We start from the raw sequence: 21,470 nt of genomic DNA on the forward strand, positions 1-21,470 counted from the left end.
CGGCCGCGGGGTCAGCCGACGACCCAGGTGTTGACCGCGTAGCCGGCGCCGTCCTCGTTGAGTTCGACGATGGCGGTCGAGGTGATGTTGCCGGCGACCGACACGATCCGGACCTTGCGCTGGAGCACGATGTCGTTCTTGAAGCCGATCGGCAGCGATCCGGCCGTCCCGGTGTCGCGTGCGTCGTTGATGGCGAACGTCCCGGCCATCACACCGCCGTTGACCCGGATGTCGAAGCCGTTCGGATTCTCGACGGCGACCCGACCCATCGGCACGGCGACGTAGCCGGCGACCGCGAGTTCGACTGGTGCGGCACCGGACACGTCGATGTCGATGATCGGTTCGGGCACCCACGGTGTGACGAGGCGGGGTGGCGGCGGCAGGAGGCCGATGCCGGTGCCGTCGAAGCCGAGCGGGAGCGGAGCGGTGCTCAGTCCCAGAGCCGACGAACCGGCGGCGTTGGTGGCGACCACGTCGAAGAGGTAGCCGACGTTGCCCGACGTGGGGGTGCCGGGCGTGAGGTCGGGCAGGCTCATCTCGCACACGTTGGCCATGACGACGCCGGGGTCGGACGTGACCGTGCACGAAGCGACGGGCTGCACGTCGCGGGCGACCGTCACCTCGATCGTCGAGTCCGTGGAGGCGCCGCTGCTGTCGGTCACGGAGTAGGGGATCGTGTACACGCCGTCGGGTGCGACGGTCGTGATCGAGACGTCGAGCCCGCTCACGGAGACGTTCCAGTCGGCGTCGAGGCCCGTCGTGTCGACGGTGATCGGCACCGCGGCGAGCGGCATGCCGTCGCTGTCGCCCACCGGCAACCGGGACACGATGGGGACGCCGACGTCGGCCAGCAGCTGGACGCTCTCGGCATCGGGGTCGTGGAGCGTCAACGCTGTGAGCGCCACGATCTCGACGGTCAGCTCGCCGGCTGCGGTCTCGCCCGACGGATCGGTGACCACGTACGGGATCGAGTACGACCCCGCGAGGAGCAGGCCGTTGAGCGTGACCTCGATCGTGTCGTCGGCGTCGTTCGCGACGGCCGTCAGTTCGGGCGGCAGCGATGATGTGTCGATCGTGAGGGTCAGGTCATCGCCGTTGGGATCGAAGGCGCGGACGTGGCCGACGACGCTGCGCGGACCGGTGAAGATCAGCGGCACGCCGATGTCGACGGTCTCGCTGCCGATCGGCGCTGCGACCGGCGCGACGTTGGCATGCGGGACCAACGCGACCTGATAGGCCGTCGCTGTGTACCCGGTGATCGGTGCGCCACCGTCGGAGGCGGGTGCGTCCCACGAGACCTGGGCGACGTCGTCGACGGCACCGTCGACGGCCGCGACGTTCGTCACCGACGACGGGGCAGCGATGATCGGCGACCCGGGCAGCGAGCGGACGTCTTCCTGTTCCCACGGGCTGGTGCCGACCTCGTTGACCGTCCGGATCCTGACGTCGTAGTCGCGGTTGGCGTCGAGGCCGGTGATGACGCACGAGATCACGTTCGGGTCGCCGACCGTGGCGGGCGGCGTGATCATGAGGTCGTTCGCCGGGCAGGTGTCGTACCAGGTCGTCGTGGAGCGCTCACGGATCTGCACGTCGTACGGCGAGGTGACCCAGGCGCCGGTGGCGTCCTGTTCGCCGAGCAGCGCACCGCCGGCGGCCTGGCCGGTGACCTCGTCCCAGGTGAGGACGACGCCGCCGTTGGGCGCCGGGTCGGTGGTGCGGAACTCGTCGTCCTCCACGTTCGCCGGCTCCTCGGGCAGGCGGGCCTTGTCGGTGAAGGTGGAGGACGACACCTGGTAGCCCGTGCCGTCGACCGGGACCTCGTAGATGTCGTTGAGCATCAGCGAACGGGGGATGCGGTTGACCTTGGCGACGTCGTGGTCGCCGCTCGTGGCGTCGTCGCCGTTGACGGTCATGATCGAGATGCGACCGCCGCGGTCGGCGGTGTCGTACCGCTGGTTGAATCGGATCCGGGCGCCCGAGCCCATCGCCGAGTTGTCGATGATCAGGCGGGCGTCGGCGCCGAACACCCAGGTCGCACCGCCACCGCTGATGTCGTACGTCGACGGCGGGTCGATCACGTTGGACGCGACCTGGAGGTCGTCGGCACAGTCGGAGGCGGGGCTGAAGTCCTCGAGGCCGTAGCCGACGACGACGTCGGCGTCATCGGCGACCGTGACCGGCTCCTCGAAGTAGTACACGCCCGAGGTGAAGTAGATGTTGCCCGACAGGTCGACCGGCTGGGTGTAGTGCCCGGGGAAGAACACCTGGCAGTCGAACGCCGCCGGCATGTCGTACGGATCGGGATCACGATGGGTCGACGGGATGCGCGGCAGCTCGGGCATCCAGATCAGATCCTCGGTGGCCGTCGCCGAGTACTGCGCGCCGGGGTCCGGTGCGGCCGGCGACGCCCACCAGTCGGGGTCGGCCGGGTACGGGTAGGCCGGCCCCGACGATGCGGTCGTACCGCTGAACGAGGCTGGCAGATCGGCGCCGAGCTGTGTGGCGACCGCGCCCTTGGGCACGGCGTAGCCGAGCGCTGCGGCCGGACCGACTTCGCTGACCTCGGTGCACGTCGTCTGGACGGACACGCCGTTGATCGTGGAGTCGGCGGGCGTGAGGTTGCCACCGCCGTCGCAGGTGAGGAACACGTTCTTGGGGTCGCCGAGCGCCATGCGCAGGCCACCCTTCGCGGCTTCGGTGTTCGCGGTGCGGTCGGTGACGACCCGGTTCGACCGGAACACCGCGATCGTGTAGTCGAGCATCGGGACGACGACCAGTGCGCCGACCACCATCAGGACGAGCACCATCGGAAGGACGGAGCCCTCGTCACGTCGACGCTGCGACATCGTTCGCTCGGACATCATGGGCTCACTCGCAGTGTGCACGAGACGGCCGCCGAGGCGCTCACGGTGACTTCGATGCCGTCACCGGGGGTACCGGGCGTGATGAGGTTCCAGTCGGATCCCTCGACCAGGTCGCTGCCGCCGGCACGGCACCGCCAACTCGCCGGCGTGTAGCCGGTACCGGCGAACGACTGCGGTACGAGTTCGACCGTGGCGCTCGGGATACCGCTGAGCGGGATGTCGAACGTGGCGGCCTTGGCGATCCGGGTCGTGGTGACGACCTCTTCACCGACCTGGTAGGTGATCGAGGCGTCGGCAGGGTCGCCGGCGCTGTCACGGGTCTGCACGGTCAGGGTGCCGCCACATTCGGCGAGCGCGATCTGTGTGAGGGCGCTACCGAAGTTCGCCATGTTGTTCGTGACGAGCAGGTTGGCGTTGGAGACGTCGCCCCAACCGCTGCTGTTGCTGTAGGTGCGCATGACGTAGCCGCCCGAGGCCGACGAGCCGTGCTGGCTCGGGTCGCCGCCGGCGGTCAGATCGCCGAGGAACACCTCGTTGGGGATCGGAGCGGCGACTTCCTCGCGGTACCAGCCGTAGCGCCAGTTGCCCCTGTTGTCCCGGTACCAGCCGTACTCCCAGCCGCCCTGCGTGGTCGGCCAACCCGACCGGTTGACCGTGGTCGAGTCGTCGAACGCCGAGCCGACGCCCACGCCGATCATGCGGATGTCACGGAACTGGTCGACGATGAAATCGGCTCGGTACCAGGCCCGGGCCCCGAAGCTGGACCCGTTCGGGTTGTCGTCGAACCGGCTCGGGATCGACGATGGTCCGAACGAGCTGTCGTCGGAGTCGGCGTTCTCGCGGTCGTAGGTGGGGACACCGTCGGTGAAGAACACGACGAGCTCGGGTGTCGGTGCTGCCGGGTTGCCGAGTTCGTCGTACGGTGTGCCGTCCTTGGAGAAGAACGCACGGTGGAGTGCGTCCTCCCAGTTGGTGCCGCCGTCACGTGCGATCGAGCTGATCAGGCCTGAGGTGCCGCTGGGGCCCATCAGGTCCCGGACGTCACCGTCGATGTCGGCGAGATCGAAGAAGCGGTTCCAGCCGGTCGTGCCGAGCGCCTTCGAGCGGGTGCCGAACGTGATGATCTGCAGGTGGGTCGGTGTGCCCTCGAAAGCGTTGACGAAGCTCCGGACGCCGGTCTTGATGTCGCTGATGTCGCTGTTGCTCAGCGAGTTCGAGTTGTCGACGATGAGCGTGACCGGACCGCCGCACCCGCTGTTCGCCTCGAGGAACGAGGGGCCGGAGAACGTCGCCGGGTCGAGCGCGCCGAGGGTGGAACCACCGGCGGTGAAGCTGACCGTGCTGCTGCGGTCGACGCCGTCGTTGCCGGGCGAACCGTTGACGTTCACGATGACGCGCTGTGCACGGGTGTCGGTGTCGCAGTCGGGGTCGGCCGGCACCGCTGCCGGGTCGCAGGTGCCGCTCGAACCGACCGCCAGTGGGACGGTGACGTTGATCACCGTGTCGGGCACCGGGTCGCCGGCCGCCCAGGGGACGGGGATGCCGTCGTCGTCGGAGGGTACCGAGAGGTCGCGCAGGACGATCTGGTCGCGGCAGCTGCCCGCCTTGCACACGACGCGGTGCAGCTCGTAGGAGAGGCCGTCCTTGCTCGGGCCGTAGCGGTAGGAGACGATCGTTTCGCCGGTCCCGTCGTTCCAGCTGAGCTGCAGCGCGTTGGACCCGTAGAGGCACGAACCGGAACCGCACGGGGTGTCGCCCTCCTCGGCGCTGACCGTCGTCGCCGACGCCAGGTCGGCGGGCAGCCAGAGCGCGAGGCTCTGCTCCCACCGGGCGACGTCGAGACGCCCTTCGGTTTCGGGCTGCTGCCGGATCGTCACGATGACGGCCGACGCGAGGACGGCCACGATCGTGCCGAGCACGGCGACGCAGATCAGCAACTCGATCAGCGTCATACCGCGATCGCGCTGGCCGGTGGTGGGGTGGTGGTGCATCAGATGTCTCCTCGGATGACTTGCAGCGATCGGGTGATTCCTTCGTCGGGGCTGGTGATGGTGATGGTGATCCGCTGGACGATGCCGGTCTGGAACGAGCCACCAGGGCAGGCCGTACCGGTCGGGTCGGTCTGCCACTGTTCGTCGATGTCGAGATATTCGTGACCGACGTTCACGCTCGACGCCGGCCAGCCCACCGTCTCGACTGCGGCGACCACCGGGCTCGTGAGATCGCAGGGGAAGTCGCCACGCGTGGCACGATTGACGCGGTCGACGGCGTTGACCAGCAGGGTCTCGACCTGGGCCGAGTCCTCGCTGACGCGCGACGATCGCACCGAGGTGGCGACGGCGACGAGGATCGGCACGACGATGACGCCCATGAGCGTGATGGTGATCACGATCTCGATCAGCGTGACGCCTCGGTCACGCGTGCGGCGGTCGGAGGTCGAGCGACGCTGCCGCCGCATCAGGGTGGTGAACTTCACGTGAACCGCCTCGCTGGTCGGCGGGCGACCGTGGATGTCGCCGTTGCCGTGGTGTCGTTGTCGATCGAATGTCCAGCGGGAGTGAACGGGTCCAGGTGTAACAAAACGGCAGGTCGATGACCATCGCGAAGTCGGCAAGCTTCCGGCAAGAACGTCGAAAGACCGACCCGCTGCCGGCGGATCGGTGAGAGAATTGTCGTCGTGTCGGTCATGCCGGGTGCTCCATCCCCGCCCGCTTCGAGTTGGCGAACGCTCGTGATCACAGCATTATTCGGACCGACTTGTACTCAACTTGACATTGGCTTCGTCAAGATGCGCAGCCGGTTCTTGACCGTCCGGCCGCGTCACGTCGACCGCGGGCGCCCGTTGTACGCGCGCCGTGACATCCCTGGCCGCCGTCCGGCGCGCTCGTCGGTGACCCATGCCACGGGATCGATCGACCGGAAAGTCGCCCGGGACGCGAACGAGCCACCCGTCGCCGGGTGGCTCGTCAACATGACTCGTGAGCGGCGGACGTGCCGCCGGACGACTACTTCCCGTCGCCGTCGCTGTCGCCGGGAATGATGTCCTCGACCTTGTCGGACACCTTGTCGTATCCGTCCTTCACCTGGTCGGGCACCTTGTCGCCGGCCTTGTCGACGAGGTCGTCGACCTTGTCCTTGATGTCGCCCGCCTTGTCCTTGAGGGCGTCGAGCCCGCCGCCCTCTGCCGTCGCCTTGTCCTTGGCGCCTGCGAACATGCCCTTGATCTTGTCCAGAATTCCGGCCATCGATGGCCCCTCTCGTGTGTGGTGTATCACGTTGCATCGTGGTCGTCTGACCGCGATGGCGTCATCCTACTGGGTGAGACGAACCGACGGGGTCGATGCGTGGTCGGCCGGGTCGGGCCTCAGGCGTCGGGCAGGGTCGCGCGGGCCGCGCCCTGGCCGTGCGCGTCGAGGTCGTAGCCGATCTGGCAGAAGCCGTGGTTGCAGTAGCCGCCCGGGTGCTTGTGGAGGTAACCCTGGTGGTCGTCCTCGGCGTAGTAGAAGACGCCATCGCCGGCGTTCTCGAGCCGGTCGATCTGCGTGGTGATCTCGCCGTAGCCGGCCGCGGTCAACGCCGCCTGGTAGCGAGCACGCGACGCCTCGACGGCTGCGTGCTGGGCGTCGGTGGTGGTGAACACCGCCGATCGATACTGGGTGCCCACGTCGTTGCCCTGTCGGTTGGCGGTCGTCGGATCGTGGTTCTCCCAGAACGCCTTCATCAGCTGGTCGACCGTGACGACCTGGGGGTCGTAGGCGACCAGCACGGTCTCGGTGTGACCCGTCTGGGCGGTGCAGGTCTCCGCGTAGGTCGGGTGCTTGGTCCATCCGCCGGCGTATCCGGCCGCCGTGGTGTACACACCGTCGAGTTGCCAGTAGATGCGCTCGGCACCCCAGAAACAGCCCATCGCGACGTAGATCGTCTCGATGCCGTCGGGGAACGGCGGGGTGATCGGTGTGCCGAGCACGACGTGATCGGCGACGACCGGCATCGGTTCGTCGCGGCCCGGCAAGGCGTCGGACGGTTCGATCATCTCGGTCTTCTTGCGGAACAGCATGGTCCCAGCGTACGTGTCGGCCACGGTGCTGGGGACCCGCGCGACGAGGTTCGCGGAACGTTCACCGTTGCCGGTGGGTCAGGGCAGCAGGAGTCGCTCGATGCGGCGCGACGCGATCGCGACGCCGGTGATCAGCATCGCGACGAGCACCGCCAGGTGGGCCGGGTACGCCCACGACCACTCGCCGAAGCTGGCACCCCGGACGAGCGCGACACCGTGGTAGAGCGGGCTGAGCTGGACGACCCAGCCCCAGTCGCCGTAGCTCGACAGGGGATAGAACGTCGCGGAGAACAGGAACATCGGGAGGGTGATCGACGGCACGTACTCGAAGTCGGCCCACGACCGCATGTAGGTCGTGGTCGCCATGCCGACCGCGCTGAACGCGAGCGCGATCAGCACACAGACCGGCACCGCCAGCACGACCCACGGCGACTGGGCCATCCCGAGCGCCACGAGGGTCACGAGGAACGCCACCGAGTACAGCGAGCCGCGGAACGTCGCATAGAGGATCTCGCCGATCGCGACGTCGCCCGACGTGAGCGGCGTCGCGAGCGCGGCGTCGTAGACCTTGTCGTACTTGAGTTGGAAGAAGATGTTCATCGTCGACTCGAACACGGCACCGTTCATCGCCGACGCAGCCATCAGCGCGGGCGCCACGAACTCGGCGTACGAGATCACGCGGTCGCCGTCGGTGATGTCGCCGACGAGCGAGCCGAACCCCACCCGGATCGACAGCAGGTAGAAGAGCGGCTCGAAGAACCCGGAGACGACGATCATCCAACCGCCCGAGCGGTTGATGATCCAGTGCCGTTCGAGCAGGCGGTGCGGGCGTCGAGCCTGCAGCACCTGGCGCGGGATGATCCGGAGGGGCAGATCGGCGAGGCTCATGCCGCCAACCGCTTCGCGAAGGCCCACCGGGAGAGCGCCCAACCACCCAGCGCGAAGGCGAGCAGCACCGTGCAGTGCACGAGCGCCTCGGTCACGCCGAGCCGGCCGTGGACCGCGTTGCGGCACAGCTCGACGCCGTGCCAGAGCGGCGTGACCTTGGCGACCGGTTCGATCCAGTCGGGCAGTTGGCTGACGGGGAAGAACGCACCGCCGAACAGGAACAGCGGGATGATGCCGAACCGCATGATCGTCGGGAACGACGACTCACGTTCGCGGGTGGCGGTCCATCCGGTGATCGGCGCAGCGAACGCCACGCCGGTGAGGCCGCCGAACAGCACGGCGAGTGCGAGCCCCGGCGAACGGGTCTCGGGGAAGAACACCAGGACCACGGCGACACCCGACACCGAGATCAGCGAGCGGGTGGTCTGCCAGAGGGCGAGGCCTCCGGTGATCTGGCCGGCACTGAGCGGGCTCGCAGCCTGGGCGTGGAACGTGCGCTGCCACTTGAATCCGCCGAGCACCGGCCACAGCGATTCTTGGGCCGAGATCATCATCCCGGTCGTCGCCAGCAGGCCGGGTGCGAGGAACTCGAAGTACGTGAGCCCGTCGAGCAGCTGACCTGACGATTCGTTGCGGTTGACGAGCGCGCCGACGCCGAGGCCCATGCCGAGCAGGTACAGGAACGGTTGCAGGACGGCGCCCATCACGTTCGAACGCCAGATGGTCCGGTACAGCGTGAAGTGGCTCTCCCAGACGCGGATCGCGGCGGGCGTCGACATCTCGGACCCGCCTCCTCAGTCCACCAGCGTCCGGCCGGTGAGCCGGAGGAAGACGTCTTCGAGCGAGCTGCGTCGGACGAGCGCGGACTCTGGCTGGCTGCCCCGGGCGTGCACCTCGTGAAGTGCCGCTTCGCCGTCGTTCGCGTAGATCAGCACCCGGTCGGGCAGCAGCTCGCTGCGGTCGCCGATCCCGTCGACCTCGCTCGACCGCTCCTCGTTGGTGCCGGCGGCGTAGCGGAGCTCGAGCACCTCACGGGTGGAGTGGGTGGTGATCAGGTCGCGCGGAGAGCCCTCGGCGACGATCTTGCCGTGGTCCATCACGACGAGTCGGTCGCAGAGCTGCTCGGCTTCGTCCATGTAGTGCGTGGTCAGCACGAGCGTGACACCGCGCTGCTTCAGGCGGTAGAGCCGGTCCCACAGCACGTGGCGGGCCTGCGGGTCGAGTCCGGTCGTCGGTTCGTCGAGCAGCAAGAGTTCGGGCTCGTTGATCAGCGAGCGGGCGATCGTGACCCGGCGCTTCATGCCGCCCGACAGCGGCTCGATCCGGCTCTTGGCGCGATCGGCGAGCTGCACGAAGTCGAGCAGCTCGGCGGTGCGGCGTCGGCACTCGGCACGGGGAATGTCGAAGTACCGGCCGTACAGCACCATGTTGTCCTCGACCGTGAGCTGCTCGTCGAGTTGGTCGAGCTGCGGCACGACGCCCATGCGAGCCCGGATCTGCTTGCCGTCGCTCGCCGGGTCGAGACCGAAGATGCTCAGGTGGCCATCGGTGACCGGAGAGACACATCCGATCATCCGCATCGTCGACGACTTGCCGGCACCGTTGGGGCCGAGGAACCCGAACGACTCGCCGGGGCGCACCTCGACGTCGATGCCGTCGACAGCGACGAAGTCGTCGAATCGTTTCACCAGTTGCCGTGCGCTGATCAGGACGTCACCACCAGAAGCTGTCATGCGGCGAGTCACGCTAGCGGTCGTCCGGTTCGCGCTCGTGGTCGGATTCGTCGCCGGGCTCGCTGGTGCGCCGCCGGTGGCGAAGCGGTCGGGGGTCGTCGTCACGGGCTCGCACGGTACGACTTCAACAGCGCTTGAAGTCAAGCATCCCGACCGCATCGATCCGATCGGCGAGACTGACCTCGTGATCCGACGGGTGGTGCACGCGTGGGCCGACGGCCTCGCAGCGGTCGCGTCGGTGCTCGGCGAGCAGGACCCGTCGTGGGGTTCGGAGGCGTTCGACCTCGGCGGCGGCCGGGTCGCGCTGTGGGGCGCCGGGTCGTACGTCAACCGCGCGGTCGCCGTCGGGGTCGACCGCCCGATGACGGTGGCTGAATTCGAGGTGCTCGAACACCGCAGCACCGCGGCCGGCGTCGAGGCGGCGATCGACGTGACGCCCGTGACCCGACCCGAGGTGGTGACGATGGCCGTCGAACGTGGCTATGTCGAGGTCGCGACCGCGTCCGCATTCCGTCACGTCGCCGACGTTCCCGTCCCAGCGGAGGTGGTGGTCGATGTGTCGGTCGAGTCGGCCGTCGACCAGGTCGCGACCTGGCAGGCGGTCAGCGCCGCCGGATGGGGGCACGTCACGCCGGCCGCGCGTCGGGTGAGCGACGCGTTCGCCGCTGCGACCGCCGTGGTCGACGGTGACGGGTTCGTGCTCGCCCGTGACGTAGCGGACGGGCGTCCGCTCGGCTGCGCGAGCGTGGCGATCCGCGACGGTGTGGCGACGCTCGGTGCCATGGCGACGTTGCCGGACGAACGCGGACGCGGCGTGCAGGCGGCGCTGGTGCGTCACCGCGTCTCCCTGGGTCGCGTCGCCGGATGCGAGGTCGCCGTGGCCACGACCGCCCGTGGGAGTGCGTCCGAGCGCAACCTGCTCCGCCTCGGGTTCGACCACTGGTTCGACGTGACGACGCTGTCGCGGCCGACCGACGGTCGGTAGCGTCGGCGCCATGCTCCTCCGCGGCTACCGATCCGACGACCTCGACGCGGTGCACGCGATCAACGAGGCGGAGGTCCCGGCGGTGGGCAGCGTCACCCGCGACGAACTCGCCCACATCGCATCCGAGGCGTCGATTGCGTTGGTGGCCGAGTTCGACGGTGTCGTCGCCGGGTTCTGTCTGGTGCTCGCTCCTGGCGCCGACTACGGCTCGTCGAACTTCGCGTGGTTCGCCGAGCGGTACGACGACTTCGTGTACCTCGATCGGGTCGCGATCTCGCCGGCATTCCAGCGTCGCGGGATCGGTCGTGCGCTGTACGCCGAGGTCGAGCGGGTCGCACCCGACCGGTGCCACTCGGCGCGCGACTTCCTGCTCGAGGTCAACCTGCGACCCCGCAACGACCAGTCGCTCGCGTTCCACGCGGGGCTCGGATTCGTCGAGGTCGGCCGGCGTGACACCGACTACGGCGTCACGGTCAGCATGCTCGCCAAGCCGCTGACGGCGGCCCGGTCGGCTACCTGATCGTCGGGAACACGAACAGCCCGAACGTGCCGGGACCGGTGTGGGCGCCGACGCTCGGCCCGATCCGATAGTGGATCACCTCGTCGACGGCGGCGAGTCCGGAGAGCGCTCGGTCGAGCCGGTCGGACAACGGCCGGCTCGGCTGATCCGAGGTCCCGATCGCGACCGTGACACCGTCACCCCACGACGTCGCATAGGTCGACATGACGTCGATCGTGTCGTCGATCGTCGTCACGCGCTCGAGCACGTCGAGCTTGCCGTCGGCCATGCCGAGCACGGCGATGCCGTCGTCGGACAGGTCGACCTCGGCTGCCCGACCACCACGTTCGGTGAGCATCGGTACCCCGACCATGAACGACGTCGCGATGCGCGGCACCAGGTTGGCCACGCGCCGTTCGAGGTCGGCGATGTTCGCCCCTCGATCGACGGCGATGCCCGCGGCCCAGACACACACCGAGACACCGAAGCTGGCGCTCCCGGTGTCGATCACCGTGACCTCGACCGGTGCCGACGGAGCGGCGACGCGGGCGCTGTCGACGGTTCCCGACATCGTCGCGCTGAGGTGGAGCGACACGATCTGATCGACGCCCCGAGCGGCGACCCTGGCGTAGGCCTCGGTGAACCGGCCCGGGGACGGTTGACTCGTCCCGACCTCGGGGGTCGCCCCGTCGACGAAGGCCTCGTAGAAGGCGTCGGCGTCGAGTTCGTCGCCCTCGAGATGATCGACGCCGTCGATCGTCACGGTCATCGGCACGACCTCGATGTCGAATCGTTCGACGAGTTCGTCGGTGATCTGGCTGCTGGAGTCGGTCACGATGCCGATCCGTCGCTCGGTCAGCACGGCGGCGTCAACTCGGCTCGACGGTCGCCGCAGCCGCGGGCTGTGACTCGATGAACCGGCGGATGATCACGGCGCTGCTCACGGCCGACGCGATCGGCAACGCGAGCGAGGGCTTCGGTCCCCACAGGTTGCGCATCCCCCGGGCCCACCAGACGACACCACCGATCACCCAGCAGACCGACGACGCGAGCGTCGCCGCGTAGGCCCGCTGCTTCCAACGCGGGTTGGCGACGGTGATCACCGCGACGGCGGCGTCGATCGGGAAGTAGGCGGGGAACGTCGCCAGGCACTGACCGACGCTGGTGGCGACGCCTTTGCCACCCCGGAAACCGTTCCACACCGGATAGCAGTGACCGACGACCGACGACGTGCCGGCCACGTGTGCGCCGACCGGGCCGGCGACGACGGCGCCGACGGCGCATGCGGCTGCTCCCTTGGCGACATCGCCGACGAGCACCTGGGCACCTGCCCGCTTCCCGAGCACGTTGATCGCGTTGGCGGTGCCCGGGTTGCCGGATCCGCTCGCCCGCAGATCGACCGCACCCCGCGTGACGCGCCGGGCGACGAGGTCGGCGGTCGGGAACGTGCCGAGCAGGTAGCCGAACGCCGCAGCGGAGGGGATGCGGGTCAGCAGTGACACGGAGGTGCACCGTAGCGCCGGCCCGGGCGGCCGCGCTGGCGGGTCAGGACTCGAACGCCAGACCGGCGTACTGCTCCGCGACCGAGGCCTGCGCGTGGGCCGACGACGCGAGGTAGTCGAGTTCGGCCTCCTGGGCTCGCTGGTCGAACTCGGTCTGGTCGGGGAACCGATGGAGCAGCGTCGTCATCCACCACGAGAACCGCACCGCGCCCCAGACTCGACGCAGGGCCATCTCGGAGTAGCGGTCGAGGTAGGCATCGTCACCCGAGACGAAGTGGTCGGTGAGCGCGCGTGACAGGTAGTACACGTCGGAGATCGCGAGGTTGAGCCCCTTCGCGCCGGTCGGTGGCACGATGTGCGCCGCGTCGCCGGCCAGGAACAGGTTGCCGTAGCGCATCGGTTCGGCGACGAAGCTGCGGAGCGGAGCGATCGACTTCTCGATCGAGGGGCCGGTGACGACCTGGTCGCCGACCGTGGGGCCGAGCCGGGTCGTCAGCTCCGACCAGAAACGATCGTCGGACCAGTCGTCGACCGAATCGTCGAGTGGGCACTGCACGTAGTAGCGGCTGAGCACCGGGCTTCGCTGCGACGCGAGCGCGAACCCGCGCGGATGGTTGGCGTAGACGAGATCGCGCAGCGGTGGCGTCTCCGACATGATCCCGAGCCACCCGAACGGATACTCCTTCTCGAACGTGCGCAGGACGGTGTGGGGGATCGCGGGACGGGCGGCGCCGTGGTAGCCGTCGCAGCCGACGACGAAGTCGGCCTCGATCCGCTCGGCGACACCGTCGATCTCGAACGTGACCGACGGTCGTTGGCTCGACGGGTCGTGCACCTCGACGCCCGAGGCCTCGAAGACGATCGTGGCGCCCCGCCCGTCGGCCGCGGCGTACAGATCTTCCTGGATCTTCGTCTGCCCGTACGACATGAAGTGCGAGCCGACGTGCTCGTCGATGTCGATGTGGAACGGCTCGCGTCCGCCCCACACGAGGGCCGTGCTGTCGTGCACGTGACCCTCGGCGTCCATGCGTCCACCGAGTCCGGCGCTGCGGAGCACCTCGACCGACCCCCACTCGAGCACACCGGCCCGGATCCGGCTCAGCACGTGATCGCGACTCGAGCGTTCGACGACGACCGAGTCGACGTCGGCCAGGTGGAGGAGGTGGGACAGCAACGACCCGGCCGGTCCCGCACCGATGATGGCAACGGAGGTCGAGATCGTCACCGGGCCAGTCTCCCCGATTGTTGACAATCCGGCAAGCGTCCCACCAGAATGCCGACACGATGATCATCGACTGCCACGGCCACTACACGACGGCACCACCGCAGCTCGGTGACTATCGCGAGGCCCAGAAGGCCGCCCTGCAAGCCGACCCCGGCCATGTGGGCGACAAGGGTGCGCTGGAGATCTCCGACGATGCGCTCCGCGAGAGCCTGGAGGGCAACCAACTCCGACTCCAGCGCGAGCGCGACATCGATCTCACCCTCTTCTCGCCACGGGCGTCGTGGATGGGTCACCACATCGGCAACGAACACACGAGCCGGTTCTGGACCGAGCACTGCAACGAACTGATCGCCCGCATCTGCGACCTGTACCCGAGCAACTTCGCGCCGGTGTGTCAGCTGCCGCAGTCGCCCGGCGTCGGCATCGAGTCGTCGGTGCGCGAACTGCGTCGTTGCGTCGACGAACTGGGCTTCATCGGGTGCAACCTCAACCCCGACCCGTCCGGTGGTAACTGGACCGGCCCGCCGCTGTTCGACCCGTACTGGCGGCCTCTGTTCGAGGCGATGTGTGAACTCGACGTGCCGGCGATGGTGCACGTGAGCGCCAGCTGCAATCCGAACTTTCACTTCACCAGCTCGCACTACCTCGGTGCCGACACCACCGCGTTCGTGCAGGCGATGACGTCGGGTCTGTTCCGCGACTTCCCCGAGATGCGCTGGGTGATTCCCCACGGCGGCGGCGCGGTGCCGTATCACTGGGGCCGGTTCAAGGGGATGGCCGAAGGGGCCCGCGAGGGCGGCGGCGACGGAGCGGCGTGGTCGCTGCTCGACGAACTGATGGACAACATCTTCTTCGACACGTGCGTCTACCACCAGCCGGGCATCGACCTGCTCGTCGACGTCGTACCCGCCGCCAACGTCCTGTTCGGTTCCGAGATGCTGGGCGCGGTCAAGGGTCTCGATCCCGAGACCGGTCACGGGTACGACGACACCAAGCGCTACATCGACCAGGCCGACCTCACGCCCGAGCAGCGCACACAGATCTTCAGCGGGAACGTCCAGCGTGTCTACCCCCGCCTCACCCTGCCGGAGGCAGCCGCATGAACCAGCACGTGATCGTCCGCAACATCGAGCGTGCCGACCCCGGCGTGATCGAGCGGCTCGGTGATGCCGGCACGGCGACGGTGCACGAGGCGATCGGCCGCGTCGGATTCGTCGGCACGCACCTGCGCCCCATCCAGCTCGACACGAAGGTCGCCGGGTCCGCCGTCACCGTGCTCAGCCACCCCGGCGACAACATGATGATTCACGCCGCGGTCGAGATGTGCGGGCCGGGCGACATCCTCGTCGTCACCAACACGGCCCCGTCGACGCACGGCATGTTCGGTGACCTGCTCGCGACCTCGCTGATGGCGCGTGGTGTTCGCGGTCTCGTGATCGACGCCGGTGTCCGCGACACCGCCGACCTGCGGTCGATGGGCTTTCCGGTCTGGTCGCAGCACGTCTCGTGCCAGGGCACCGTGAAGAACACGCCCGGTTCGGTCAACGTGCCGGTCGTGCTCGGTGGGATCACGGTCCAGCCGGGCGACGTGGTGTGTGCCGACGACGACGGTGTGGTCATCGTGCCGCGCGAGCAGGCCGAGTGGGCGCTCGAACAGTCCGATGCCCGACTCGCGAAGGAGGCCACGATGCGCACGCGGCTCGAGGCCGGCGAGCTGGGCGTCGACGTCTACGGGCTGCGTCAGCGGTTGCTCGACCTGGGCGTCGAGTACGTCGACTGAGAAGATGGCGACGAACGATTCGGAGACGCAGATGGCACTCGACAAGCCGTACCTCGACATTCCCGGCACGACCGTGTTCGACGCGGCACAGGCCCGCAAGGGCTACTGGCTCAATCAGTTCTGCATGTCGCTGATGCGCGCCGACCATCGGGAACGGTTCCTCGCCGACGAGCGGGCGTACCTCGACGAGTGGGACATGACCGAGGACCAGAAGCAGGCCGTGCTCGACCGCGACATGAACCGCATGATCGCGCTGGGGGGCAACATCTACTTCCTCGCCAAGATCGGCGCGACCGACGGCAAGAGCTTCCAGCAGATGGCGGGGTCGATGACCGGCATGAGCGAGGAGGAGTACCGGGCGATGATGCTCGCCGGCGGCCGGTCGATCGACGGCAACCGCTACGTCGGGGAGGAGCGCTGATGGCTCGCATCACGTCGTCCGTCTACACGTCGCACGTACCCGCGATCGGCGTCGCGATCGACACCGGCATCACCGATCAGCCCTACTGGCAGCCGCTGTTCGCCGGGTACGAACCGTCGAGAGCGTGGATCGGGGAGCATCCGCCCGACGCGATCGTGCTCGTCTTCAACGATCACGCCACGTCGTTCAGTCTCGACCTGATCCCGACGTTCGCGATCGGCACCGGCGCCTCCTACGCGGTCGCCGACGAGGGGTGGGGTCCGCGCCCCGTGCCGCCGGTGATCGGTCACCCCGATCTCGCCGCGCACATCGCACACTCGGTCATCCAGGACGACTTCGACCTGACGATCGTCAACAAGATGGACGTCGACCACGGGCTCACCGTGCCGCTGTCGCTGATGTTCGGACAGCCCGACGCGTGGCCGTGCCCGGTGATCCCGTTCGCCGTCAACGTCGTGCAGTTCCCGCCCCCGTCCGGGCAACGCTGTCTGCACCTCGGTCGGGCCATCCGACGGGCGGTCGAGTCGTACGACGAGCCCATGAACGTGCAGATCTGGGGGACCGGCGGCATGAGCCACCAGCTGCAGGGTCCCCGCGCCGGTCTGATCAACGCCGACTTCGACGCCGCGTTCCTCGATCAGCTGATCGCCGACCCGGCCGAACTCGCCCGCAAGCCCCACGTCGACTACCTCCGTGAGGCCGGGTCCGAGGGGGTCGAACTCGTGATGTGGCTCGTCGCGCGCGGCGCGATGGGCGATCTCGCCGGCGGTCCGCCGCCGAGCGTGCGGCACCGCTTCTACCATGTGCCGGCGAGCAACACGGCCGTCGGCCATCTGATCCTCGACGACCAACTCATCCTCGACGACACGGAGACACCATGACGATCAACGTCGCCCTGGCCGGTGCCGGCGCGTTCGGCATCAAGCACCTCGACGCGATGGCGCAGATCGACGACGTCCGGGTCGTCTCGGTCGTCGGTCGCGAGCTCGGTCCGACCCAGGAGGTCGCCGAGACGTACGGTATCGATCACGTCACGACCGACCTCGCCGAGACCCTGGCGCTCGACACCGTCGACGCCGTCGTGCTCGCCACACCGACGCAGATGCACGCCGAGCAGTCGATCGCGTGTCTCGAAGCGGGCAAGCACGTCGAGGTCGAGATCCCGTTGTGCGACGACCTGGCCGACGGCCGCCGCGTCGTCGAGGCGCAGCAGCGAACCGGACTCGTCGCGATGTGCGGTCACACGCGCCGCTTCAACCCGAGTCACCAGTGGGTCAACCGTCGGGTGCGGTCTGGCGAATTCTCGATCCAGCAGATGGACGTGCAGACGTACTTCTTCCGGCGCACCAACACCAACGCGCTCGGCCAGCCGCGCAGCTGGACCGACCATCTGCTGTGGCACCACGCGGCCCACACCGTCGACCTGTTCGCCTACCAGTGCGGCAGCCCGATCGTCGACGCCCACGCGATGCAGGGTCCGATCCATCCCGAGCTCGGCATCGCGATGGACATGTCGGTCCAGCTGCGCGCCGAGTCGGGCGCGATCTGCACGCTGTCGTTGTCGTTCAACAACGACGGCCCGTTCGGCACCTTCTTCCGGTACATCGGTGACACCGGCACGTACATCGCCCGGTACGACGACCTGGTCGACGGCCGTGAGGAACCGATCGATGTGTCCGACGTCGACGTGTCGACCAACGGCATCGAGTTGCAGGACCGCGAGTTCTTCGCCGCCATCCGCGAGGGTCGCGAGCCGAACAGCAGCGTCAGTCAGGTGCTGCCGTGCTACGAGGTACTCGACGGCCTCGAACGACAACTCGCCGTCGACTGAGCGCCGTCGCGTTGGCCGTCACTCGTCGGAGTACACGTCGGCGATCGCCCTGCCGATGCTGCCCAGCAACATGCCGGCGGCACCCACGATGAAGAGCCAGACGCCGGCTGTCTTGAGATCCTCGTCGAGGAAGAACACCGAACCCACCAGGAACGCGAGGTTCCCGGCCAGCCCGAGGCTCGTGTGCAGCCATTCGTAGTTGTTGACCACCGCCATGATCGGGTGGGGCCGGTGTACCGACCGGTGCTCACCGGCGCGGACGTCGTCGATCATGCTGACTTCCTTTGGCGTTTGACGGCTCGACATCTCGGCGCGCTACCCGCCTCGGGCCCGGTCCAAACGAGCGGCGGTTCCGTCTCAGCCGACGGAGCGGTCGGTGCCCGACCAGTAGCGTGCTCGCACCGCCTTCTTGTCGGGCTTGCCGACCGGCGTCAGCGGCACCGCGTCGACGTAGTCGACGGTCTTCGGTGACTGCTGCGACCCCTTCGCCTCCTTGACCAGGGCCTGGATCTCGGCGGTGAGTTCGTCGCTCGATTCGAATCCGGGTGCGAGCACGACCACCGCCTTCACCGCCTCGCCCCACTTGTCGTCGGGTACGCCCACCACCATCACCGTGTTCACGGCTGCGTGCGTGCTGATCACGTCTTCCACCTCGCGGGGGAAGACGTTGAATCCACCGGTGATGACCATGTCCTTCGTGCGGTCGACGATGTAGAGGAACCCCTCGTCGTCGAACCGACCGACATCGCCGGTGTGCAACCAGTCACCCGACAGCGTCTCGGCCGTCTGGTCGGCCATGTCGTGGTAGCCGACCATCACGAGCGGCCCGCGGGCGCAGATCTCGCCGGGTTCACCGGGACCGGTCGGTTGGTCATCCGGACCGAGCAACGCCACGTGGACCCACGGCGCCGGGCGACCGCACGAGGCGAGTCGCTCGGGTTTCGACAGGTCGTGCTCGTCCTTCTTCATGTGGGCGATCACCATCGGCGCTTCCGACTGGCCGTAGAACTGGAAGAAGATCGACCCCCACAGGTCGATCGCGTCAGCGAGCTTCGGCGGGCTCATGGGCGATGCGCCGTAGAAGATCGTCTCCATGCTCGACATGTCGGCGGTTCGGTAGCGCTCGTTGCCCTGCAGCGCATAGAGCATCACCGGCACGATCATCGTGGTCGTGATGCGGTGTGTTTCGACGAGATCGAAGAACCCGTCGGGACTGAACGCCTCCATCACGTGGAACACACCGCCGTGGAGCAGCACCGGGCCCAGCAACGTCATCGCTGCGTGTGACAGCGGCGTCGCCACGAGCATCCGCACCTCGCGCGGGAACTCCCACTCGGCCATCTGGATGAACGTGAGGTTGGACCACACCCGCTGCGGGAGCAGGACGCCCTTGGGCAGACCGGTCGTCCCACCCGTGTACGCCAGCGTGCAGAGATCGTCGGGACCGATGTCAGGCGCGACCAGTGGTTGCGGCTCGAACGTGGCAGCGAGTTCGAGGTAGTCGTCGGCGACGTCGCTGGGACCGAGGCCGAGCACGACGAGGTCGGGGAAACGCTCGCGGAGCTGCGAGGTCCGCTCTGCGAAGTGGTCGACGTCGACGACGAGGCATTCGATCGACGCCGCGCCGATGACGTAGGCGTGGTCGTCGAACGATCCCATCGGGTGGAGTGGGGTGATCACCGAGCCGTTGATCATCGACGCCGTCAGGTTCGTCAGCACCTCCGGACGGTTCTTGGAGAGCACCGCGAGCCGGGCGCCGCGTGCGATGCCCCGAGACCGGAGCACCTGGATCAACTGGCTGGTCTGTCGCCGGACGTCGGCGTACGAGAGCACCTGATCACCGAGATGGATGCACGGCTCGTGCTCGAAGCGCTCGAGCGCGGTGATGATCAGATGGGGCAACAGCGGCTCGTGGTGCAGCGTCGACACGCTCACTCCTTCGTCGATGGATGGTGGACGGCCCCGACCGTACCGATCAGACATCGGATGTCTGCGGTCGGAGCGGCTCGAGGGGGTGGTCGGTGTCACTGCGCCGCAGCGTCATACCAGCCGCGTGACCACGACCACGATCAGCACCGCCGTGAGCACGAGAATGCCCATGGCCGCGAGGCCGTCTGAGCGTGCCCGGTTGCGTGTTACCTGCTCTGATTCGCCGTTCATGACGTTGTTCCTCCTCGTGGTTGTCCAATTCTCGATCACGACTTCACCGCTCCGCAATGTGGCGTCAGCTGTCTCACCCGTCGTCGACCCCGGCCGTCGGCGCCGACGTGTCGTGCCCCAGACGTCGGAGCGCCGACTGGGCCGCGTGGTAGCCGCACATGCCGTGCGCGCCGGCCCCCGGCGGGGTGGCGGCCGAGCACAGGAAGTGCCCGGGCACGCCGAGCGAGTACGGGTCGAGCCCGACGCGCGGCCGGAACACCAGTTGCCGAGGTGAGTTGGCACCGGTGACGATGTCGCCGTCGACGATGTTCGCGTTCCGTGCCGAGAGGTCGGATGTCGACTGGACGTGCCGGGCCACGATCCGGTCGCGGAAGCCGGGCGCGAACCGTTCGATCTGACGCTCGATCGCCTCGGTCGCGTCGCCGGTGAACCCGGCCGGGACGTGGGCGTACGCGTAGAGCGGGTGTACGTCGCCGTTCGATCGACCGGGGTCGGCGAGGTACTGCTGGCCGACCAGCACGAACGGACGCTCGGGCATCTGCCCGCGGTGCACCATCGCCTCCACGGCGGCGGTCTCGTCGTAGCCGCCGCTGACGTGCACGGTGCCGGCACGACGCGACGGCTCATGACTCCACGGGACACCACCCTCGACGGCGAAGTCGACCTTGAACGCGGCAGGACCGTGCCGGTATCGGCCGAGCGAACGGCGGAACCGTGCGGGCATCGTGTCGCCGAGCATCGCGACCGCAGCGCCGGGAGCGACGTCGAGCATGACGATGTCGGGTGAGTCGAGATCGTGCACCGAGACCACCCGGTGGTCGGTCTCGATCGTCCCGCCGTTGGCGGCGAGCGCATCGGCCATCGCCGTGGTGATCGACGCCGAACCGCCGACGGCGACCGGCCAGCCGTACGTGTGTGCCGCCGTGCCGAGCGCCGTGCCGATCGCCGACGACAGCACCGAGCGGAACGGCCAGAACGCATGCGCGGCGACGCCGCCGAACAGCGCGCGACCCTCCTCGGTCGAGAATCGTCTCGCCAGGAGCGCGGCCGGGAGGGCTGCTCGCAGTCCGAACCGGGCGAGCTCGAGAGGGTGGTCGGGGACCCCGATGATCGGACCGAGGAAGTCGCCGGCGATGTCGCCGAAGCGGGGCACGAGGGGGCCGAAGACCGACCGCCACGCTCGCTCGTCACCGACGAGGCCGTCGGCCGTCTCGTCGACCGACCGAACCGCGGCACCGCCGGCGGCGCCGCCGATCGGATGCGAGTACTGCACCTCGGGCCATGCCCACTGCAAGCCGTGTCGTTCGAGTCGGGCGAGTTCCGCGAACTTGGTGTCGAAGCTCAACGGGTGGAAGCCGGAGCACTCGTCGTGGAGCAGACCCGGGACGGTCAGCTCGCTGCTCCGTGTGCCGCCGCCGATCCGTGGTGCGGCCTCGAGCACCGTGACCTCGACCCCGGCCGTCGCCAGCGTGAGCGCGGCGGCCAGCCCGTTCGGTCCGGCCCCGACGACGACCGCGGTGGTCAC

At 68.4% G+C, this 21,470-nt stretch carries 21 protein-coding genes; 7 read left to right on the top strand and 14 right to left on the bottom strand.

Going from position 1 to position 21,470, the window contains the following annotated elements:
* Nucleotides 1-11: 11 nt before the first annotated feature.
* The 8 genes from R8G01_16050 to R8G01_16085 all read right to left on the bottom strand — a co-directional run bounded on the left by R8G01_16050 (nt 12) and on the right by R8G01_16085 (nt 9,542).
* Nucleotides 12-2,864, bottom strand: coding sequence for a hypothetical protein (locus tag R8G01_16050; protein MDW3215512.1), 2,853 nt, complete (start codon nt 2,862-2,864; stop codon nt 12-14).
* Nucleotides 2,861-4,855: a prepilin-type N-terminal cleavage/methylation domain-containing protein gene (locus R8G01_16055; protein ID MDW3215513.1), complete on the bottom strand. Its 1,995-nt coding sequence runs from the start codon at nt 4,853-4,855 to the stop codon at nt 2,861-2,863. The genes R8G01_16050 and R8G01_16055 overlap by 4 nt, the downstream gene beginning before the upstream one ends.
* A complete protein-coding gene (locus R8G01_16060) occupies nt 4,855-5,340 on the bottom strand; it encodes a prepilin-type N-terminal cleavage/methylation domain-containing protein (GenBank protein MDW3215514.1) in 486 nt (161 codons plus the stop codon). The genes R8G01_16055 and R8G01_16060 overlap by 1 nt, the downstream gene beginning before the upstream one ends.
* A 529-nt stretch (nt 5,341-5,869) precedes the next feature.
* Nucleotides 5,870-6,109: a hypothetical protein gene (locus R8G01_16065; GenBank protein ID MDW3215515.1), complete on the bottom strand. Its 240-nt coding sequence runs from the start codon at nt 6,107-6,109 to the stop codon at nt 5,870-5,872.
* Between the two features lie 119 nt (nt 6,110-6,228).
* On the bottom strand, nt 6,229-6,921 hold the full coding sequence (msrA, locus tag R8G01_16070) for a peptide-methionine (S)-S-oxide reductase MsrA (protein ID MDW3215516.1): 693 nt from the start codon (nt 6,919-6,921) through the stop codon (nt 6,229-6,231).
* 78 nt (nt 6,922-6,999) lie between these two features.
* Nucleotides 7,000-7,809, bottom strand: a complete 810-nt coding sequence (locus R8G01_16075; protein ID MDW3215517.1) for an ABC transporter permease — start codon at nt 7,807-7,809, stop codon at nt 7,000-7,002.
* Nucleotides 7,806-8,588, bottom strand: a complete 783-nt coding sequence (locus tag R8G01_16080; protein MDW3215518.1) for an ABC transporter permease — start codon at nt 8,586-8,588, stop codon at nt 7,806-7,808. The genes R8G01_16075 and R8G01_16080 overlap by 4 nt, the downstream gene beginning before the upstream one ends.
* A 15-nt stretch (nt 8,589-8,603) precedes the next feature.
* On the bottom strand, nt 8,604-9,542 hold the full coding sequence (locus tag R8G01_16085) for an ABC transporter ATP-binding protein (GenBank protein ID MDW3215519.1): 939 nt from the start codon (nt 9,540-9,542) through the stop codon (nt 8,604-8,606).
* Here R8G01_16085 and R8G01_16090 point away from each other — a divergent pair.
* Together R8G01_16090 and R8G01_16095 are read left to right on the top strand one after the other, a co-directional pair.
* Nucleotides 9,541-10,527 (top strand): GNAT family N-acetyltransferase, encoded by a 987-nt coding sequence (locus R8G01_16090; protein ID MDW3215520.1) that lies wholly within the window; start codon nt 9,541-9,543, stop codon nt 10,525-10,527. The genes R8G01_16085 and R8G01_16090 overlap by 2 nt on opposite strands.
* Before the next feature lie 10 nt (nt 10,528-10,537).
* A complete protein-coding gene (locus R8G01_16095) occupies nt 10,538-11,047 on the top strand; it encodes a GNAT family N-acetyltransferase (GenBank protein MDW3215521.1) in 510 nt (169 codons plus the stop codon).
* On the opposite strand, the gene R8G01_16100 is transcribed toward R8G01_16095, so the two are convergent.
* The 3 genes from R8G01_16100 to pobA are packed head-to-tail and all read right to left on the bottom strand — an operon-like array spanning nt 11,040 to nt 13,753.
* The gene (locus tag R8G01_16100) at nt 11,040-11,888 is read right to left on the bottom strand and encodes a DegV family protein (protein MDW3215522.1); all 849 of its coding nucleotides are present in this window, start codon (nt 11,886-11,888) and stop codon (nt 11,040-11,042) included. The two genes, R8G01_16095 and R8G01_16100, sit on opposite strands and share 8 nt — an antisense overlap.
* A 7-nt stretch (nt 11,889-11,895) precedes the next feature.
* On the bottom strand, nt 11,896-12,528 hold the full coding sequence (locus R8G01_16105) for a glycerol-3-phosphate acyltransferase (protein ID MDW3215523.1): 633 nt from the start codon (nt 12,526-12,528) through the stop codon (nt 11,896-11,898).
* A gap of 43 nt (nt 12,529-12,571) precedes the next feature.
* The gene (pobA, locus tag R8G01_16110; protein MDW3215524.1) at nt 12,572-13,753 is read right to left on the bottom strand and encodes a 4-hydroxybenzoate 3-monooxygenase; all 1,182 of its coding nucleotides are present in this window, start codon (nt 13,751-13,753) and stop codon (nt 12,572-12,574) included.
* A gap of 59 nt (nt 13,754-13,812) precedes the next feature.
* On the opposite strand from pobA, the gene R8G01_16115 reads away from it, so the two are divergent.
* Genes R8G01_16115 through R8G01_16135 form a run of 5 tightly spaced genes read left to right on the top strand, consistent with a single transcriptional unit; the run spans nt 13,813 to nt 17,785 of the window.
* Entirely contained in the window at nt 13,813-14,856 is a 1,044-nt protein-coding gene (locus R8G01_16115) for an amidohydrolase family protein (GenBank protein MDW3215525.1), read from the top strand.
* Complete coding sequence (locus tag R8G01_16120) at nt 14,853-15,533, top strand: 4-carboxy-4-hydroxy-2-oxoadipate aldolase/oxaloacetate decarboxylase (GenBank protein MDW3215526.1); 681 nt, start codon at nt 14,853-14,855, stop codon at nt 15,531-15,533. The genes R8G01_16115 and R8G01_16120 overlap by 4 nt, the downstream gene beginning before the upstream one ends.
* Before the next feature lie 4 nt (nt 15,534-15,537).
* Nucleotides 15,538-15,954, top strand: a complete 417-nt coding sequence (ligA, locus tag R8G01_16125; protein MDW3215527.1) for a protocatechuate 4,5-dioxygenase subunit alpha — start codon at nt 15,538-15,540, stop codon at nt 15,952-15,954.
* A complete protein-coding gene (locus tag R8G01_16130) occupies nt 15,954-16,835 on the top strand; it encodes a class III extradiol dioxygenase subunit beta (GenBank protein ID MDW3215528.1) in 882 nt (293 codons plus the stop codon). The genes ligA and R8G01_16130 overlap by 1 nt, the downstream gene beginning before the upstream one ends.
* Nucleotides 16,832-17,785 carry a Gfo/Idh/MocA family oxidoreductase gene (locus R8G01_16135; GenBank protein MDW3215529.1) on the top strand — a complete coding sequence of 318 codons (954 nt, stop codon included), beginning with the start codon at nt 16,832-16,834 and terminating at the stop codon, nt 17,783-17,785. Before R8G01_16130 ends, R8G01_16135 begins: the two co-directional genes overlap by 4 nt.
* A gap of 18 nt (nt 17,786-17,803) precedes the next feature.
* Here R8G01_16135 and R8G01_16140 read toward each other — a convergent pair whose 3' ends face one another.
* The 3 genes from R8G01_16140 to R8G01_16150 form a co-directional block, all read right to left on the bottom strand.
* Nucleotides 17,804-18,058, bottom strand: a complete 255-nt coding sequence (locus R8G01_16140) for a YrhK family protein (GenBank protein ID MDW3215530.1) — start codon at nt 18,056-18,058, stop codon at nt 17,804-17,806.
* A gap of 84 nt (nt 18,059-18,142) precedes the next feature.
* The gene (locus R8G01_16145; protein MDW3215531.1) at nt 18,143-19,714 is read right to left on the bottom strand and encodes an AMP-binding protein; all 1,572 of its coding nucleotides are present in this window, start codon (nt 19,712-19,714) and stop codon (nt 18,143-18,145) included.
* A 304-nt stretch (nt 19,715-20,018) separates the two neighbouring features.
* Entirely contained in the window at nt 20,019-21,470 is a 1,452-nt protein-coding gene (locus R8G01_16150) for an NAD(P)/FAD-dependent oxidoreductase (protein MDW3215532.1), read from the bottom strand.

Source organism: Ilumatobacteraceae bacterium, assembly GCA_033344875.1.
Classification (GTDB): Bacteria; Actinomycetota; Acidimicrobiia; order Acidimicrobiales; family Ilumatobacteraceae; genus Ilumatobacter.

What these genes read in the sequence shown, in the direction of transcription:
- R8G01_16050 (MDW3215512.1), bottom strand. Translation starts at nt 2,864, where the DNA reads ATGATGTCCGAGCGAACGATGTCGCAGCGTCGACGTGACGAGGGCTCC.
- R8G01_16055 (MDW3215513.1), bottom strand. Translation starts at nt 4,855, where the DNA reads ATGCACCACCACCCCACCACCGGCCAGCGCGATCGCGGTATGACGCTG.
- R8G01_16065 (MDW3215515.1), bottom strand. Translation starts at nt 6,109, where the DNA reads ATGGCCGGAATTCTGGACAAGATCAAGGGCATGTTCGCAGGCGCCAAG.
- msrA (MDW3215516.1), bottom strand. Translation starts at nt 6,921, where the DNA reads ATGCTGTTCCGCAAGAAGACCGAGATGATCGAACCGTCCGACGCCTTG.
- R8G01_16075 (MDW3215517.1), bottom strand. Translation starts at nt 7,809, where the DNA reads ATGAGCCTCGCCGATCTGCCCCTCCGGATCATCCCGCGCCAGGTGCTG.
- R8G01_16080 (MDW3215518.1), bottom strand. Translation starts at nt 8,588, where the DNA reads ATGTCGACGCCCGCCGCGATCCGCGTCTGGGAGAGCCACTTCACGCTG.
- R8G01_16090 (MDW3215520.1), top strand. Translation starts at nt 9,541, where the DNA reads ATGCGGCGAGTCACGCTAGCGGTCGTCCGGTTCGCGCTCGTGGTCGGA.
- R8G01_16085 (MDW3215519.1), bottom strand. Translation starts at nt 9,542, where the DNA reads ATGACAGCTTCTGGTGGTGACGTCCTGATCAGCGCACGGCAACTGGTG.
- R8G01_16095 (MDW3215521.1), top strand. Translation starts at nt 10,538, where the DNA reads ATGCTCCTCCGCGGCTACCGATCCGACGACCTCGACGCGGTGCACGCG.
- R8G01_16115 (MDW3215525.1), top strand. Translation starts at nt 13,813, where the DNA reads ATGATCATCGACTGCCACGGCCACTACACGACGGCACCACCGCAGCTC.
- R8G01_16120 (MDW3215526.1), top strand. Translation starts at nt 14,853, where the DNA reads ATGAACCAGCACGTGATCGTCCGCAACATCGAGCGTGCCGACCCCGGC.
- ligA (MDW3215527.1), top strand. Translation starts at nt 15,538, where the DNA reads ATGGCGACGAACGATTCGGAGACGCAGATGGCACTCGACAAGCCGTAC.
- R8G01_16130 (MDW3215528.1), top strand. Translation starts at nt 15,954, where the DNA reads ATGGCTCGCATCACGTCGTCCGTCTACACGTCGCACGTACCCGCGATC.
- R8G01_16135 (MDW3215529.1), top strand. Translation starts at nt 16,832, where the DNA reads ATGACGATCAACGTCGCCCTGGCCGGTGCCGGCGCGTTCGGCATCAAG.
- R8G01_16140 (MDW3215530.1), bottom strand. Translation starts at nt 18,058, where the DNA reads ATGATCGACGACGTCCGCGCCGGTGAGCACCGGTCGGTACACCGGCCC.